The following is a 15,434-nucleotide window of genomic DNA, read 5'->3' on the forward strand; positions in this document are numbered from 1 at the left end:
TCGTGAACGATAGAATTGCCTACGATGGTAGGCGATCGCTTAACCCACTGAACTCATGAACGATTACGTCCCCCGCGCCGCCTGCGTTTCCGGGCCACGCCCGCATGCCGGGCGCCGCGCGGCGTTGGCTTGCATGGTGACCCTCGCCGTCGCCCTGGGTGTCGGGCGCTTCGCGTTCACGCCGCTCTTGCCGCTGATGCTGCACGGCGGCGCGCTCGACCTGCGCCACGGTGGCTGGCTCGCATCGCTGAACTACGCGGGCTACTTCGTCGGCGCGCTCAGTTGCGTCGCGCTACGCATGGCGCCCGCAAAGATCGTACGCGCGGGCCTCGTGGCCACGGTGCTCCTCACGCTCGCGATGGGCCTCACCGAGCAGTTCTGGATCTGGGCGGCGGTGCGCTTCGTGGCGGGCGCGGTGAGCGCATGGACGTTCGTATTCGCGTCGCAATGGGGCCTGAGGCGGCTTGCGCAACTGGGCGCGAACGAGTGGGGCGGCGTGATCTACACCGGTCCGGGCGTCGGCATTATCGCGACCGGGCTGTTCGTGAGCGCGGCAGGCGGTCTCGGCGCGCACACGGGGTGGATTGGCTTCGGGCTGATCAGCGCGCTGCTCGCCGCGCTCGTTTGGCCCGCCTTTGGCGAGGACATGCGCGCGCTGGCGCCTCGCGTCGCCGCGAGCACGGCGGCCGGCACCGCGCACGACACGGGCAAAGACCGCCGCGCGGACGCATTCTGGCTCGTGCTGCTGTATGGCGTGCCCGGCTTCGGCTACATCATCACGGCGACGTTCCTGCCCGTGATCGCGCGCCACGCGCTGCCCGGCTCGGCGTGGCCCGACCTGTTCTGGCCGATGTTCGGCGCGGCGCTGATCGCCGGCGCGCTGCTGGCGGCGCGCTTCCCGCTGCATTGGGACAACCGCGTGATGCTGGCGGGCGCGTACGTGCTGCAGGCCGTGGGTATCGCGCTCGGTATCGTCTGGCCCAACGCCGCGGGATTTTCGTTCGGCAGCGTCTTGATCGGATTGCCGTTCACGGCGATCACGCTCTTCGCGATGCGCGAGGCGCGCCTTCTGCGCGGCGAGCATGCGGCCGCGCAGATGGGCTATGCGACGGCCGCCTATGGTGTCGGGCAGATTGCGGGCCCGCTCGTGGCCGCGCCGCTCGCGGCGTCGACGGGCTCGTTCTCGCCGTCGCTGTGGCTCGCGGCGGGCGCGCTAGTGGCCGGGGCGCTCGGGCTGCTGTGGCGGGTGTGGCTCACGCGCGAGGCGGCGCGCTAGTGTGAGCCGTCAGGTCGTACAGGGTCGTGAAAACGGCGGGCACTCGGCATCGCACCGGTTTTGCACGGTCGCACGCGCGTGCCGATAGCACACTAGAATGGACGCTTTCGCGCGAGCCGCGAGCGTGCCCGCCGGGCCGCGCAGCGGGTTCGCAGCGCCATCGACCCGTGCCTTTTCCCCCATGAGCGACTACCAGTTTTGCCCGCGCTGCGCCACGCGCCTGACCGAGCGCGCCGATCCCGACCACGAAGGCGGCCGCGTGCGTCTCGCCTGCCCGGACCACGCCTGCGGCTACGTCCACTGGAACAACCCGCTGCCCGTCGTGGCGGCGATCGTCGAGTACGAGGGCCGCATTCTGCTCGCCCGCAACGCCGCGTGGCCCGAAGGCATGTTCGCGCTCATCACCGGCTTTCTCGAAAACGGCGAGACGCCCGAAGAGGGCATCGCGCGCGAGGTGTGTGAAGAGACCGCGCTGCGCGCCGAGAGCGTCGAACTGGTTGGCGTGTATGAATTCATCCGCAAGAACGAACTCATCATCGCGTATCACGTGAAGGCGTCGGGCACGATTGCGCTCTCGCCGGAACTGCTCGAATACCGCCTCGTCGAGCCCGCGAAGCTGCGGCCGTGGCGCGCCGGCACGGGTCAGGCGCTCGGCGAATGGATGCGCCGGCGCGGCCTGCCGTTCGAGTTCGTCGAGCGTCCGGGCCAGTGATGGCCGCAAGACGCTCGACACTTTCCCGCTACGCCCTCCCTGGATTACGCTGATGAACCGACCTGTCACCGTCGCCCGCTCCGGGTATCGCCATTTCCTGCCGATCGGCACGCGCTGGATGGACAACGACGTCTACGGCCACGTGAACAACGTCGTCTACTACAGCTACTTCGACACCGTGGTGAACGAGTATCTGATACGCGCGGGCGCGCTCGACATCGAACACGGTACGACGATCGGGCTCGTGGTCGAAACGCAGTGCAACTACTTCGCGCCGCTCGTGTTTCCCGAGCGCGTGGAGGCGGGGCTGCGTGTGGCGCGGCTCGGTTCGTCGAGCGTGCGCTATGAGGTAGGCCTCTTTCGCGAAGGCGAGGACCCCCCCGCGGCGCAGGGGCATTTCGTGCACGTCTACGTCGATCGTGCGACGCGCCGGCCCGTGAGCGCGTTGCCCGATGCGCTTCGCGCGGCGCTCGAGCCGCTCGTGGTCGAGCGCTGAACGCACTTCAGCGCACGTCCGCGCACCTCAGCGCGCCACACTCACGCGTTCTAGCGCCGTCATCGGGCCGAGTTGCGTGAGCGTCTGCAACTGCGCTGCGTTGCGCACGAAGAACGAACCGGCAAAGCCGAGCGAGTTCACCGAGATTCCCTCGACGCATTCCGCCGTGCGCGGCACGACCAGCATCCACTTGCGCGTGACGAGCAGGTTGTACGGCGCACCCTGATGCGCGACGCCGCCCACGTCGATAGCGCGCACGCTCGCCGCGTCTAGCAGCGCGCGATAGCAGTCGAGTGCGACCTGCGCGGCGGCGTCCGGCGTGGCCTTGGCGGGGCCGAGGTCGAGGCGCGCGAAGGCGTGGCGAAACGCGAGCCCTGGCACGATCGCGATGGGACGCGCGCCGTGAACCGCCTGCGCGCTGCCGAGCAGGGCTTCGAGGGGCGTCACGCGAGGCCCGTCGCCTGCGAGCGGCAGCGGCACCATCTGCAGATGCTTGTGCGGCTGGCTCGCGCCTGCCGTCGCGCCGCCGTTGTAGAACCCGAGACCGTCGATCTCGCGCAGCGCCGCGATCAGCGCGGTGAAGTCAGCCGCGTCGAGCAGCGCTTCCTGCGGCTCGTAGCGGCGCGTCACGATCAGCAGGTGCTGGTCGATCACATTGAACTTGTTGAGCAGCGCGACGTGCGTGGGCGACAGGTCGCAGACAAACAGATCGGGTTCGTAAGGCAGGAACGGATCGCGCGGCGGCTGCGAGCCGGACGCAACCGAAGTCTGCGACGCGAGCCGTGCCGTCTCCTTGCGCGCAAGATTCCCCGCCACGCGCACGTAAAAGCGCACGCCGCCATCGTCGATGAAGGTATGCGCGGTCTCGATGGAGTGGAGCGCGCCGCACGCGAGCGCGTGCGCCGTCTGCCGCTCGATGGCCTCGCGCAGTGCTGCCATGGGCGCGCTCAGGCCTTGTAGCCGATCGCGCGCAGCAGGTCCTTGCGCCAGCGGACGTCGTCCTCGGCCTCGACGCCGAGTGGCGGCATGCCGTCCACCACGCCGACGATGCCGCGCCCTTGATCGGTTTCCGCAATCAGCACCTGCGTTGGATTCGCGGTGGCGCAGAAGATGCGGCAGACCTCGGGCACGGCCTTGATCGTGTTGAGCACGTTGATGGGGAAAAAGCCGTCGCCGAGAAAGACGATGAAGCAGTGACCCGCGCCGATGCGCAGCGCGTTTTGCGTCGCCATCTCGATGAGCGCGTCCTGCGTGCCCGAGCGCCGCACGAGCCGCTTGCCCGACGCCTCGCAGAACGCGAGGCCGAACTGGATGCCCGGCACCGTGCCGTAGAGCGCCTCGTGCAGGTCCTCGACGGATTTGATGAAGTGGGTCTGGCCAAGGATGAAGTTGGTGGCTTCGGGCTTTTCGATCTCTACCGTGGACAGTTGCATGACGGACCTCGTGGGCGGGCGTCTCGGAAGCGCCGCATCTCGCCTCGTCTGGCCGGCCATGGCCGGGATGGCTGGCGGGCGAGCGTCGGCGGCCAACAACAAGCCTAGTACGAAGTCGCGGCGAGGCAAAGCGTGTGCAGGCGCACAAAGCACAACGGCCGGAGCCCCGAGGGGCGTCCGGCCGTTGTGCTGGGCAATGAGGCGTGCTGCAGCGCTTATGCGGCCTTCTTCGCGCGCTTGCCTTCCACGTTGGGCAGCAGCACGGTGAGGATGCCGATGAGCGGCAGGAACGAGCAGACCTTGTAGACGAAGGCGATGCTGGTGGCATCGGCCAGTTGGCCGAGCACCGCTGCGCCGATGCCGCCAAGGCCGAACGCGAAGCCGAAGAACAGACCCGCGACCATGCCCACCTTGCCCGGAATCAGTTCCTGGGCATACACGAGGATGGCCGAGAACGCCGAGGCCAGCACCACGCCGATGATGACCGTGAGCACGCCGGTCCAGAACAGGTTGGCGTAGGGCAGGAGCAGCGTGAAGGGCGCCACGCCGAGAATCGAGACCCAGATCACGTACTTGCGGCCGATGCGGTCACCCACCGGACCGCCGATGATCGTGCCTGCGGCAACGGCGGCGAGGAACACGAACAGATGGATCTGCGCGGCCTGCACGGAAAGGTGGAAACGGTCGATCAGATAGAACGTGAAGTAGCTGTTGATGCTCGCGAGGTAGAAGTACTTCGAGAACACGAGCAGCACGAGAACACCGATGGCGCCCGCCACGCGTGTGCGCGAGAGCGCCACGTGCGGCACCTCGGCGCGCTTTTTCTTCAGCGCGGGATGCGCCTTGTACCAGCGGCCGATCTGCGTGAGCACGACCATGCCGACGAGCGCGGCTGCCGAGAACCACGCGATGCTGCGCTGGCCGTGCGGAATGACGATCGCGGCGGCGAGCAGCGGCCCGAGCGACGAGCCCGCGTTGCCGCCCACCTGGAAGAGCGACTGCGCCAGACCATGCTGGCCGCCCGAGGCCATGCGGGCGACGCGCGACGATTCCGGATGGAACACGGACGAGCCGCAGCCCACCAGCGCCGCTGCCACGAGCAGCACGCCAAAACTTGGCGCGACCGACATCAGCAGGAGGCCGCACAGCGTGAAGCCCATGCCGACGGGCAGTGAATACGGCAGCGGCCGCTTGTCGGTATAGACGCCCACCAGCGGCTGCAGCATCGATGCCGTGATCTGGTAGGTGAGCGTGATGAGCCCGATCTGCGTGAACGACAGCGAGAAGTTGTCCTTGAGCATCGGGTAGATGGCGAGGATCAGCGACTGGATCATGTCGTTGAGCAGGTGCGAGAAGCTGATCGCACCGAGCACCGAATAGACGGTGCGTTGCACCGCGGCGGGGGCGGAAGCGGCCGCGGACGAACCCGCGGCGGCGCCCGGCAGAGCGCGCTTGTCGAGACTGGTTTCCATGTTTTCGGTAGCAGCAGAGAGTTTTCAGCGGGCACCACCCCAGGCGGGCAGCGGCGACGGCATGAAAGGACATGTATAAGAGTTATGAGCGCAGTGTAATGTGTCTTGCTCGAACCGTACGGACAAGATTTGTCGAGAATCGGACACGAGCGGCGCACGGTTGCCCTGCGGCCCAACGCCGCAATGGGCTGGAGCCAATACTCGAAATTGATCCGGGATTTTTGGCGTTTCATTTTGGCCATGTATAAACCGGCGATGTGCGCGCCCACGAGGTGCGCAATACGGGGCCGGAATACGAGCCGCGCCGCGCGCCGCAGGGGTAAAAGGCGGGGTTAAAGATTGCGCGACGGCGTGCCGTAGACCGGAGTTGAGGCGTAACGCACATCAAGAACGGTGGCGCTAGGCCGAACAACAATGCTGGAGACCAAAATGAAAGCAGTACCGCAAGGCGGCAGGCACGCGGGCTTCGTGCCGCTGGATCCGGCAGGCAGCGCGGCGAACGCGCAATTGCACAAGGGTGGACGCACCGGCGCTGCAACGCGCAGTTCCCGGCTTTCCGTGAAGGCCACACTGCGCCTCGCCTTCGCGCTGGTGCTGATCGGCACGCTTGCGATCGGCGCTGTTTCACTCGCGCAAATCAGCCGTCTCAACGGCTCGACGCAATCGATCTACGAACAGGGCTACGTCGCGAGCCGCGCCGCCGAGGAAGCGCGCGGTCACGTGCTGCGCGCGAGCCGCGCCCAGAAGATGCTGCTCACGGCGACCACGGCGCGCGAGCGCGAAGAACTGGGTCAGGACATCGACAAGGATCTCGGCGCGCTCGAGCGCGGCGTGAGCCAACTGCAGCAGTACGCGCAGGAGCAGGGCGGCGACGCGCTCGCACTGCAAAAGAAGCTCGCGGACGCGACCACGACGTGGAGCGGCCATCTGCGCGACTTCGTGACGCTCGTGAAGCAGCAGCCGCTCGATCTCTCGCAGATGAGCTGGCAGGTGGGCACGCAGGACGTGTCGCTGCTCGTGGAGACCGGCAAGCTCGAAACGCTCGTGAACGACCTCGTTGCGCAGCGCGGCACAGCCGCGAAAGCCACGATCGAGAAGGCGGAGTTCATCTTCAAGTCGTCGTTCGTGATGATGGCCGTGGCGACCGTGGCCATGTTCGTGCTCGCGTTCTTCGTGAGCGAATGGGTCGTGCGCCGCATCGCGCGGCAACTGGGCGGCGAACCGGCGCACGCCAAGGCCATTGCGGCCCGTATCGCGGCTGGCGATCTCGCGCAGCCCGTCTCGGTTCATGCGCGCGACGCGGCAAGCATGCTCGGCGCGCTGCGCGACATGCAAAAGGGCCTCTCGACCACGGTGGCCGAGATCGCCGCGAGCGCCGAGGCGATCGCCTCCGCCTCGGGCGAAATCTCGACCGGCAACCTCGATCTGTCGCGCCGCACCGAAGAGCAGGCCATGGCGCTCGAACGCACGGCGAGCAGCATGGAGCAGCTCACGTCCACGGTGCGGCTGAACGCCGAGAACGCGGAGCAGGCCAGCACGCTCGCGGGCAACGCATCGGCAATCGCGGAGAAGGGCGGCTCGGTGGTGGGCCGCGTGGTCGCAACCATGCAGGAGATCAACGACAGCGCGAAGAGCATCGCCGACATCATCGGCGTGATCGAAGGCATTGCGTTCCAGACCAACATTCTCGCGCTCAACGCGGCCGTGGAAGCGGCGCGCGCGGGCGAGGACGGGCGCGGCTTCGCCGTGGTGGCGGGCGAGGTGCGCAGCCTTGCGCAACGCAGCGCGGCGGCGGCCAAGGAGATCAAGGCGCTGATCGGCGCATCGGTCGAGCGCGTGTCCAATGGCTCGACGCTGGCGCAGGACGCGGGCTCGACGATGGACGAAGTCGTGAAGGCCGTGCGGCGCGTGAACGACATCATCGGCGAAATTTCGGCGGCTTCGCGCGAGCAGCGCTCGGGCATCGAGGAAATCAGCCGCGCGGTCACGCAGATGGACGCCGGCACGCAGCAGAATGCGGCGCTCGTGGAAGAGGCGACCGCCGCGGCGCAATCGCTTGACGATCAGGCGAAGGTGCTCAAGCGCCTCGTGGGGAAATTCCGGCTGGCTTAACGCTCGCAGCCTGGTTGCGTGCGCAACAAAAAACGCCGCGTGGTGCACCACGCGGCGTTTTTTTATGGACGCATTACTTCGCGTCGCGCTCGATGATCCACTCGTGCGCCGGGTCGTTGTGGAAGTGCCATTCGCGCGTTGGACCCGCCATCACGTTCAGGTAGTACGAGTCGTAGCCATATGGGACGACGACCGGGTGATAGCCGCGCGGCACCATCACGACATCGTGGTTTTCCACGGCCATCGTTTCGTCCAGATCGCGCGCGTCGGTGTACACGCGCTGGAACGCAAATCCCTGCGGCGGATTGAGCCGGTGATAGTAGGTTTCCTCGAGCGCGCTTTCCTGCGGCAAGCGGTCGGCGTCGTGCTTGTGCGGCGGGTAGCTCGACGAGTGGCCCGAAGGCGTGCGCACCTCGACCACGAGCAGCGATTCCGCAGGCGCGTCTTGCGGCAGGATATCGCACACGTAGCGCGTATTCGCGCCCTTGCCGCGCGTGGAGCGCTTCATCTGGGCGGGCTCGATGAGGCGAACGGGCAGCGTGCCCTTCGCGGGCGCGCTCGCAACGCCCACTTCGGCATTGCGTTTCGCGCGCACGGTCGCTTTGACGCCGGGCGGCACGTAGAGCGCATAAGGCGCGGCGTCTTCGAACACGCTGTCGCGCGAGCCGAGGCTCGACCAGCGCTCGCCTCCGGCTTCGATATCGACCGCACCTGAAAGCACGACGATGCAGCTTTCGCGATCGGGTTCGGATACGTAGACCACTTCATCCGCCTCGAGCCGATAGGCGGCGAAGCCGACATAGCGCCAGCCCGCGGTATCGGGCGTGACGCGCGCGATCGTCTGGCCCTCGCGCGCGGCCTTGACCAGCAGTGTCATGCTGCCTCCTTCGATTGGGTGTCCGTAGCATCGACGAGCGTGCGCAGCGTACGGTAACCCTTTTGCGCATATTCGTACGATGGTGCGATCACGGGGTCCTGCTCGGCTTCGACGACGAGCCAGCCGCGATAGCCGTGGCGTTTCAGGCGCGCGATGATCGCGGGGAAATCGACGGCGCCGTCGCCCGGCACGGTGAACGCGCCAGCCAGCACGGCGTCGAGAAAACTCCAGTTGCGGTTGCGCGCCAGCTTCATGACGGCGGGGCGCACGTCCTTGCAGTGCACATGGCACACGCGCGCAATGTGCTTGTCGAGTTCGGCAACCGGGTCGCCGCCCGCAAACGTCATGTGGCCGGCGTCGAACAGCAGGCCCACGGCGTCGCTCGTGCGCGCCATGAGTTTGTCCACGTCGGCGGGCGTTTCGACGTAGGCGCCCATGTGATGATGGTACGCGAGCCGCACGCCGCGCGAGAGCGTGTGGCGCGCGAATGCATCCACGCGCGCGGCGTATTCGTCCCACTGCTTGTCGCTGAAAAAGCGCGGCCGTTGATAGAGCGGGCGCGGCGCGCCCTGGATCGAATCGGCGACCTCGCCGTACACCATCACCGTTGCGCCGTTCTGCGCGAGCAGGTCCAGATGCTTGTCGACAGCGGCAATCTCTTCCTCGACGCTGCGCCGCGCGAGCATGCCCGAATACCATCCGGACACGAGCGAAAGAGCGTATTGCGCGAGGAGCGCCTTGAGCGCCTGCGGCTCGCGCGGAAACTTGTTGCCTAACTCGAAGCCCTCATAGCCGATCTCGCGGCCCTCGGTCAGCGCCTGGGAGAGCGGCGTCTCGCCCCCGAGCGAGGGCAGGTCGTCGTTCATCCACGACAGCGGGTTGATGCCGATGCGTACTTCAAATGCGCTCATGTGCGCTCCTCGATGTCTGTGTCGTCAGACGCGTTATGCGTGGCCGGGTTCGTCGTCGCCGGCGGGCGCGTTTTCGTTGGATTCGGCCGCTTGCGCGCGGCCGCCGCGCTCGGCGACATGTTCTTCATAGCGCTCGCGCGCCTCGCGCACGGCCGCGCGCGCGGATACCTCGGGCACCGCGACCTCCCACCACCAGCCGCCTTCCTCGGTTGTGCGCGCGGGGTCAGTGTCGATGCAGACCACGTAGGTGCGCGTCGAAGCACGCGCGCGTTGCAGCGCCGCTTCGAGTTCCGCGACGTTCGCCACATGTTCGGCCTGCGCGCCGAGCGAGCGCGCGTGCGAGGCAAAGTCGATGCGTGGCGCGCCGAGCGGCCCTTGCGCGCAGTCGTCGAACAGGTTGTTGAACGGCGCGCCGCCGCAAGCCTGCTGCAACCGGTTGATACAGCCATAGCCGCGGTTGTCGAGCACGACGATGATGAGCTTCGCGCCCAGCATGACCGAGGTGGCGATCTCGCTGTTCATCATCAAATAGCTGCCGTCGCCCACCATGACGATGACTTCGCGATCGGGCCGCGCGAGCTTCGCGCCGAGGCCGCCCGCGATCTCGTAGCCCATGCACGAATAGCCGTACTCCACGTGATATGCACCGGGCTGGCCCGCGCGCCACAATTTGTGCAATTCGGCGGGCAGCGTGCCGGCCGCGCAGACGACGATATCTTCGGTGTACGAACGGCTCGACGAGCGCTGCACCGCGCCGATCACATCGGCATCGTAGGGCAGGCAGTTGCGTTCCTGTGGCGCATGCGTCAGGCGCTCGACGGTTGCACGCCACTCGTTGGCCAGGCGCTGTGCATGGGCGGTCCAGTTCGCGTCGGCGCGCCAGTTGATCAGCTCGTCGTTGAGCGCGCCGAGCGCCTGGCGTGCGTCCGCCTGCACGGCGAGGCCGTCGTGCTTGAGCGCGTCGAAGGCATTGGCGTTCACGCTGACCACATGCGCATTGGCGAAAAGCGAGTTCGAGCCGGTCGTGAAATCCTGCAAACGCGTGCCCACGGCGAGCACGCAGTCGGCGTCGCGCGCCAGTTCGTTGGCGGCGGGCGAGCCCGTCACGCCAAGCGCGCCGACGTTGAGCGGATCGTCCCACGCGAGCGAGCCTTTGCCCGCCTGGGTCTCCGCCACGGGAATGCCGCGCGAGGCGGCGAGCGTCTGCAAGGCCTGCGAGGCGCGCGAATAGAGCACGCCGCCGCCCGCCACGATCAGCGGGCGTTTCGCGCGATGCAGTTGCGTGAGCGCCGCATCGATCTCGGTCTGAATGGGGGCGGGCGCGTGGAACGTGACAAGACGCGGCGTGAAGAAGCTCACCGGATAGTCCCACGCCATGGCCTGCACGTCCTGCGGCAACGCTAGCGTGACCGGGCCACAGAGCGCGGCGTCGGTGAGCACGCGCAGCGCGCGCGGCAGCGCCGTAAGCAATTGCGCGGGATGCACGATACGGTCGAAGTAGCGCGATACGGGCTTGAGCGCGTCGTTGGCGGAAAGGCCGCCGTCGTGCAGGTCCTCGATTTGCTGCAGCACCGGATCGGGTTCGCGCGACACGAAGATGTCGCCGGGCAGCAGCAGCACGGGCAGGCGATTCACGTGCGCGAGCGCTGCGGCGGTGACGAGATTCGTCGCGCCCGGGCCGATCGAGGTCGTGACCGCCATCATGCGGCGCCGGAAATGCGCTTTGGCATAAGCGATCGCGCTATGCGCCATGGCCTGTTCGTTGTGCGCGCGCAGCGTGGGCAACTCGTGCCGATGCTGATACAGCGCCTCGCCGATGCCTGCCACATTGCCGTGACCGAAGATCGCGAACACGCCGCCGAACAGCGGCTCGGTGCGGCCCGAGCCGTCCTCGCTCGCCACACGCTGGGCGGCGAGATAGCGCACGAGCGCCTGTGCCGCCGTGAGCCGCACGGTGCCTGCGTGCGCGCCGGGCGATGCGTGCGGCGCGCTGTCCTGCGAGGCGTAGTCGCCAGGAGCGATGCGTTGGTTCATGCCGCCTTCTCCTCATGGTTGGCGTGCGTGCCGTCTGCTTCGGCGCGCGCGGCGCGCCATGCACCGATCAGCGTTTCGAAGGCGCGGCGTGCGCGGGCAATCACTTCGTCGTCGCTAATCTCGCCGGCGAGCCAGGCGAGGCTCGGCTCGTAGAAGATCGAGCGGCCTACCGTAAAGCCTCGGCAGGTGTTCGAGGCGGCCGCCGCGCGGAAGCCTTCCACGAGCTGGTCGATTGGCGCGGAGAGCCCGAGCAGCACGACGCCGCGGCAATACGGGTCGCGCTCGGCGATCAGCGCGTCGATGTCGCGCCATTGCGCCGCGCTCGTCGGCTCGAGCTTCCACCACTCCGGATAGAGGCCGATGTTGTAGAGCCGCTTGAGCGCGCGATAGACCGTATCGGGCGCATTCGGTTTGCCACCGAGCTTCGGCGGAATGACTTCGAGCAGCAGCTCGTGGCCGCTTGCCTGCGTTGCGTCATAAAGCGCGCGCAACTGCGCTTCCTGTTCCAGACGCTGTTCGATCGGCTCGTCAGGATGGAACTGCACAAGGCACTTCACCGTGTGGTCGATAGGCCACGAGGCGAGTGTCGTGCCGATCGAGCGGCCGTGGTCGAACACGAGCGGCACCGACCCAGGCAGCTCGACCGGGCGGCCGATCCACCAGCCGCGGCCGGTCGCGGCGTTGAGCGCGTCCTGGCCGTAGCGGTCGTCGATCAGGACGCCGATGCGTCCCTGCAGGCCGAGCGTGCGTTCGGTCTGCGCCACCGCCTCGACGAAGAGATTCTTCAGATACGCAATGCGCGCTTCGCTCACGCCGGTTTGCTGCGCCAGATCGAAGAACTGGTTGCGATGATCGAACGCGAAGCCGAGCACTTCGTCGTGCCGCTTGCGCGCGGGGGTCACGCGATGCAGGCGCGCGAGCGTCGCGTCGCGATCGGGGCGGCGCATGCGCACGGGGTCGGCGGCGGCTTCGCGCAGGAAGTAATCGAGTTCCACCGGCGTCGGCATGGCGGGCGCGCAACCGTGTCGCGAGACGACGAGCGCGCCGCTTGCATTGGCCGCGCGCGCGCAGTCTTCGAGCGAGGCGTCGCGCAACCAGCCCGAGAGGAAGCCGGAGGCGAACGCGTCGCCCGCGCCGAGCACGTTGAGCACTTCGACTTCCACGCCGCGCTGCATCGGCAAATCGTCCATCGAGGCGGGCACGGCGCCTTCCACGATCTGGCAGCCAAGCGGCCCGCGCTTGACGAGCAGTGTTGCTCCCGTCACTTCGCGCACGCGCTTGAGCGCATCGACGAGCGTGTCCTTGCCGCCTGCAATGCGGAACTCTTCTTCGGTGCCGATCACGAGATCGAAATGCGGCAGGATGCGCTGCAAATGCGCGCTCACGCCTTCGCTCGCGACAAAGCGCGTCTCGCCGTCGGCCTTGCCCGTGAGGCCCCACAGCACGGGCCGGTAGTCGATGTCGAGCACGGTGCGCACGTTGTTGCGGCGCGCGTAGTCGAGCGCGGTGAGGCTCGTGCGGTTCACCTGCTCGGTCGAGAAGTGCGTGCCGGTGATCAGCAGCGCTTTCGACGAAGCAATGAACGCTTCGTCGAAGTCGCTCGAATCGACGGCCATGTCGGCGCAGTTCTCGCGATAGAAAATGAGCGGGAACGTGTCGCGGTCTTTCAGGCCGAGCAGCACGAGCGCCGTGAGGCGTTCGTGGTCCACGCGCACATGGCTCGTATCGCAACCTTCCTTCGTGAGCGTTTCGACGAGAAAGCGCCCCATGTGGTCGTCGCCCACGCGTGTGAGCATGGCCGACTTCAGGCCAAGACGCGCGCAGCCGAAGGCGATGTTCGCGGAGGAGCCGCCCAGATACTTCGCGAACGTGGAAACGTCTTCGAGCCGCGCGCCCACTTGCTGCGCGTAGAGATCGACACCCAGGCGGCCAAGGCAGACGATGTCGAAGCGGCTTGGGGCGGAACGGGGCGGGGTGGATTGAGTCAGGGCCATGAGTATTCCTGTTGAGTGCTGTGCCGTGCGCGCGTGATCAGATGGTCGCGCCGTCGAGTTCGGCGATCATCTTCTGCATCTCCGCGCCGCCCGCCATCATGTCGAGCACTTCGTTCTTGCTGATCGTGTCCTTCGTGTAGGTGCCGAGCGAGCGGCCGCGATTGAGCAGCGTGAACGAGTCGCCGATCGGGTAGGCGTGGTGCACGTTGTGGGTGATGAAGATCACCGAAATGCCCTTCGCGCGCGCCGCATGAATGAGCTTGAGCACATTGAAGCTCTGCTTCACGCCGAGCGCGGCAGTCGGCTCGTCGAGAATCAGCACGCGCGCACCGAAGTGAATGGCGCGCGCGATGGCCAGACACTGTTTCTCGCCGCCCGACATCGTGCCGATGGCCTGATGCGGGTCGCGCACATTGATGCCCATGCCGGCGAGTCGGTCCTTCGCAATCGTTGCGCTCGCATCGAGATCCATCACGTTGATGAAGCCGAACAGCTTCTTCTGCGGCTCGCGGCCCATGAAGAAGTTGCGCGCGACCGAGAGCAGCGGCACGAGCGCGAGATCCTGATAGACGGTGGCGATGCCGAGGTCGAGCGCGTCTTTGGGCGAATCGAACGCCACGGGCTTGCCGTCCACGAAGTACTGGCCGGAAGTGGGCTGGTGCACGCCCGCGAGCGTCTTGATGAGCGTGGACTTGCCCGCGCCGTTGTCGCCGAGCAGGCAGTGCACCTCGCCGCGCTTCAGGCGCAGCGTGACGCCGTTGAGCGCAATGACCTTGCCGAAGTACTTGCTGACGTTCTCGAGCGCGAGAATCGTGTCGTCGTTCGCGGTATGGGTGGTATCGGACATTTGAGCCTCCGGCTTACGATTGCGCGACGCGGCGGCGCACATAGTGATTGAAGAGCACGGCAATGAGCAGCATCACGCCGAGGAACACGCGGAACCAGTCCGAATCGATGTTCGTGTAGGTGATGCCGATCTGCACAACGCCGAAGATGAGCGCGCCGAACGCCGCACCGATCACCGAGCCGTAGCCGCCCGTGAGCAGCGTGCCGCCGATCACCGCGGCAATGATCGCTTCGAACTCCTTCTGAAGACCGCGGTCGGCGGCGGCCGAACCGATGTCGCACACTTGCAGCACGGCGAAAAGGCACGAGCAGAACGCGGTGAGCATGAAGAGGGAGATCTTCACACGCTTCACGGGCACGCCCACGTTCTTGGCGGCGTTGGAGTCGCCGCCCACGGCGAGAATCCAGTTGCCGTAGCGCGTCTTGGCGAGCACGAATGCGCCGATGGCCACGAGCGCGAACCACCAGAGAATCACCTTCGGTACGCCTGGCACGAGCGGCTGTCCGTTGTCGAGCATCTTGCCGATGCCGATATGCGCGAGCCCCACGAACAGGCCCTTGAACGCCGTGCCGTGAAAGAGCAGGTTGGTGATGAAGTCGGCTTTGGCCACGTCGCCCACGCCGGAGACGATCGTGCGGTCAGCGAACATGATCGAGAGCGCGAGCGTCAGGCCGCGCAGGATGAACAGGAACGCGAGCGTGACGATGAACGAGGGCAGCCGCGTGCGCATCACGAGGTAGCCGTTCAGCGCGCCGAGCGCGGTGCAGCCCACGAACGCGAACAGAATGGAAAGCGCGATGGGCCAGTGGAAATACATCGTGGGGATCGCCACCATCATGCCGGCGAAGCCGATCATCGAGCCGATCGAGAGGTCGAACTCGCCGGCGATCATGAGCAGGCACGCGCCGACGCTCAGGATACCGAGGTAAGCCGCGACCTGGGACCAGTTCATCACGCCGTCGAGATCGAACATGCCCGAGCCGCCCGCGCCGATCGCAAAGACGGCGAAGACCAGCACGGTGCCGGAAATCGCGGCGAATTCGGGGCGGCCGAGCAGATGGCCGAACCACGATTCGCGGCGCACGCGTTCGTCGCCGGCGCCCGGCTGCGGCGTGGGCGCGTCTTGCGCGCCGCTCTCCTGAGCGTGCGAGGGGAAGTGTTTGCCGGCTACACCCATGATGTCTCCTGTATCGACCCGAGTGGGCGCTTTAGCGCGTGACTCCGGTCCTATGCACGGCTTTCGGCCGTGTGAGGCGCATTCGCACCTGCG

The 15,434-nt window shown here is 66.9% G+C and carries 13 protein-coding genes; 4 read left to right on the forward strand and 9 right to left on the reverse strand.

What is annotated here, in order from left to right; genetic code table 11:
- Positions 1-55: 55 nt before the first annotated feature.
- From U5A58_RS36150 to U5A58_RS36160, 3 genes are all read left to right on the forward strand, one after another.
- Positions 56-1,276: a YbfB/YjiJ family MFS transporter gene (locus tag U5A58_RS36150; RefSeq protein WP_415774344.1), complete on the forward strand. Its 1,221-nt coding sequence runs from the start codon at positions 56-58 to the stop codon at positions 1,274-1,276.
- A 181-nt stretch (positions 1,277-1,457) separates the two neighbouring features.
- Entirely contained in the window at positions 1,458-1,988 is a 531-nt protein-coding gene (locus U5A58_RS36155) for an NUDIX domain-containing protein (RefSeq protein WP_321964956.1), read from the forward strand.
- 52 nt (positions 1,989-2,040) lie between these two features.
- Complete coding sequence (locus U5A58_RS36160) at positions 2,041-2,484, forward strand: thioesterase family protein (RefSeq protein WP_321964957.1); 444 nt, start codon at positions 2,041-2,043, stop codon at positions 2,482-2,484.
- Positions 2,485-2,511: 27 nt separating this feature from the next.
- Here the strand turns inward: U5A58_RS36160 and U5A58_RS36165 are convergent, their stop codons facing one another.
- The 3 genes from U5A58_RS36165 to U5A58_RS36175 form a co-directional block, all read right to left on the reverse strand.
- On the reverse strand, positions 2,512-3,423 hold the full coding sequence (locus U5A58_RS36165) for an ATP adenylyltransferase family protein (RefSeq protein WP_321964958.1): 912 nt from the start codon (positions 3,421-3,423) through the stop codon (positions 2,512-2,514).
- An 8-nt stretch (positions 3,424-3,431) separates the two neighbouring features.
- A complete protein-coding gene (locus U5A58_RS36170; protein WP_321909151.1) occupies positions 3,432-3,917 on the reverse strand; it encodes an adenosine-specific kinase in 486 nt (161 codons plus the stop codon).
- Positions 3,918-4,132: 215 nt separating this feature from the next.
- Positions 4,133-5,389: an MFS transporter gene (locus U5A58_RS36175; protein WP_321964959.1), complete on the reverse strand. Its 1,257-nt coding sequence runs from the start codon at positions 5,387-5,389 to the stop codon at positions 4,133-4,135.
- A 429-nt stretch (positions 5,390-5,818) separates the two neighbouring features.
- On the opposite strand from U5A58_RS36175, the gene U5A58_RS36180 reads away from it, so the two are divergent.
- Complete coding sequence (locus U5A58_RS36180; RefSeq protein ID WP_321909149.1) at positions 5,819-7,501, forward strand: methyl-accepting chemotaxis protein; 1,683 nt, start codon at positions 5,819-5,821, stop codon at positions 7,499-7,501.
- A gap of 73 nt (positions 7,502-7,574) precedes the next feature.
- Here U5A58_RS36180 and iolB read toward each other — a convergent pair whose 3' ends face one another.
- Genes iolB through U5A58_RS36210 form a run of 6 tightly spaced genes read right to left on the reverse strand, consistent with a single transcriptional unit; the run spans position 7,575 to position 15,341 of the window.
- Positions 7,575-8,378 carry a 5-deoxy-glucuronate isomerase gene (iolB, locus tag U5A58_RS36185; protein ID WP_321909147.1) on the reverse strand — a complete coding sequence of 268 codons (804 nt, stop codon included), beginning with the start codon at positions 8,376-8,378 and terminating at the stop codon, positions 7,575-7,577.
- Positions 8,375-9,289: a myo-inosose-2 dehydratase gene (gene iolE, locus U5A58_RS36190; RefSeq protein WP_321964960.1), complete on the reverse strand. Its 915-nt coding sequence runs from the start codon at positions 9,287-9,289 to the stop codon at positions 8,375-8,377. Before iolE ends, iolB begins: the two co-directional genes overlap by 4 nt.
- Before the next feature lie 33 nt (positions 9,290-9,322).
- On the reverse strand, positions 9,323-11,323 hold the full coding sequence (gene iolD / locus U5A58_RS36195; protein WP_321964961.1) for a 3D-(3,5/4)-trihydroxycyclohexane-1,2-dione acylhydrolase (decyclizing): 2,001 nt from the start codon (positions 11,321-11,323) through the stop codon (positions 9,323-9,325).
- Entirely contained in the window at positions 11,320-13,317 is a 1,998-nt protein-coding gene (locus U5A58_RS36200; RefSeq protein ID WP_321964962.1) for a bifunctional 5-dehydro-2-deoxygluconokinase/5-dehydro-2-deoxyphosphogluconate aldolase, read from the reverse strand. The genes iolD and U5A58_RS36200 overlap by 4 nt, the downstream gene beginning before the upstream one ends.
- 37 nt (positions 13,318-13,354) lie before the next feature.
- Positions 13,355-14,164, reverse strand: a complete 810-nt coding sequence (locus U5A58_RS36205; RefSeq protein ID WP_321964963.1) for an ATP-binding cassette domain-containing protein — start codon at positions 14,162-14,164, stop codon at positions 13,355-13,357.
- A 13-nt stretch (positions 14,165-14,177) separates the two neighbouring features.
- On the reverse strand, positions 14,178-15,341 hold the full coding sequence (locus U5A58_RS36210) for an ABC transporter permease (protein WP_321964964.1): 1,164 nt from the start codon (positions 15,339-15,341) through the stop codon (positions 14,178-14,180).
- Positions 15,342-15,434 lie beyond the last annotated feature (93 nt).

The sequence above is a fragment of the Paraburkholderia sp. J7 genome, from assembly GCF_905220155.1.
Classification (GTDB): domain Bacteria; phylum Pseudomonadota; class Gammaproteobacteria; order Burkholderiales; family Burkholderiaceae; genus Paraburkholderia.

Excerpts from the sequence above, each read along its gene's own strand:
- U5A58_RS36150 (WP_415774344.1), top strand. The coding sequence starts at position 56 with ATGAACGATTACGTCCCCCGCGCCGCCTGCGTTTCCGGGCCACGCCCG.
- U5A58_RS36155 (WP_321964956.1), top strand. The coding sequence starts at position 1,458 with ATGAGCGACTACCAGTTTTGCCCGCGCTGCGCCACGCGCCTGACCGAG.
- U5A58_RS36160 (WP_321964957.1), top strand. The coding sequence starts at position 2,041 with ATGAACCGACCTGTCACCGTCGCCCGCTCCGGGTATCGCCATTTCCTG.
- U5A58_RS36165 (WP_321964958.1), bottom strand. The coding sequence starts at position 3,423 with ATGGCAGCACTGCGCGAGGCCATCGAGCGGCAGACGGCGCACGCGCTC.
- U5A58_RS36170 (WP_321909151.1), bottom strand. The coding sequence starts at position 3,917 with ATGCAACTGTCCACGGTAGAGATCGAAAAGCCCGAAGCCACCAACTTC.
- U5A58_RS36175 (WP_321964959.1), bottom strand. The coding sequence starts at position 5,389 with ATGGAAACCAGTCTCGACAAGCGCGCTCTGCCGGGCGCCGCCGCGGGT.
- U5A58_RS36180 (WP_321909149.1), top strand. The coding sequence starts at position 5,819 with ATGAAAGCAGTACCGCAAGGCGGCAGGCACGCGGGCTTCGTGCCGCTG.
- iolB (WP_321909147.1), bottom strand. The coding sequence starts at position 8,378 with ATGACACTGCTGGTCAAGGCCGCGCGCGAGGGCCAGACGATCGCGCGC.
- iolE (WP_321964960.1), bottom strand. The coding sequence starts at position 9,289 with ATGAGCGCATTTGAAGTACGCATCGGCATCAACCCGCTGTCGTGGATG.
- iolD (WP_321964961.1), bottom strand. The coding sequence starts at position 11,323 with ATGAACCAACGCATCGCTCCTGGCGACTACGCCTCGCAGGACAGCGCG.
- U5A58_RS36200 (WP_321964962.1), bottom strand. The coding sequence starts at position 13,317 with ATGGCCCTGACTCAATCCACCCCGCCCCGTTCCGCCCCAAGCCGCTTC.
- U5A58_RS36205 (WP_321964963.1), bottom strand. The coding sequence starts at position 14,164 with ATGTCCGATACCACCCATACCGCGAACGACGACACGATTCTCGCGCTC.
- U5A58_RS36210 (WP_321964964.1), bottom strand. The coding sequence starts at position 15,341 with ATGGGTGTAGCCGGCAAACACTTCCCCTCGCACGCTCAGGAGAGCGGC.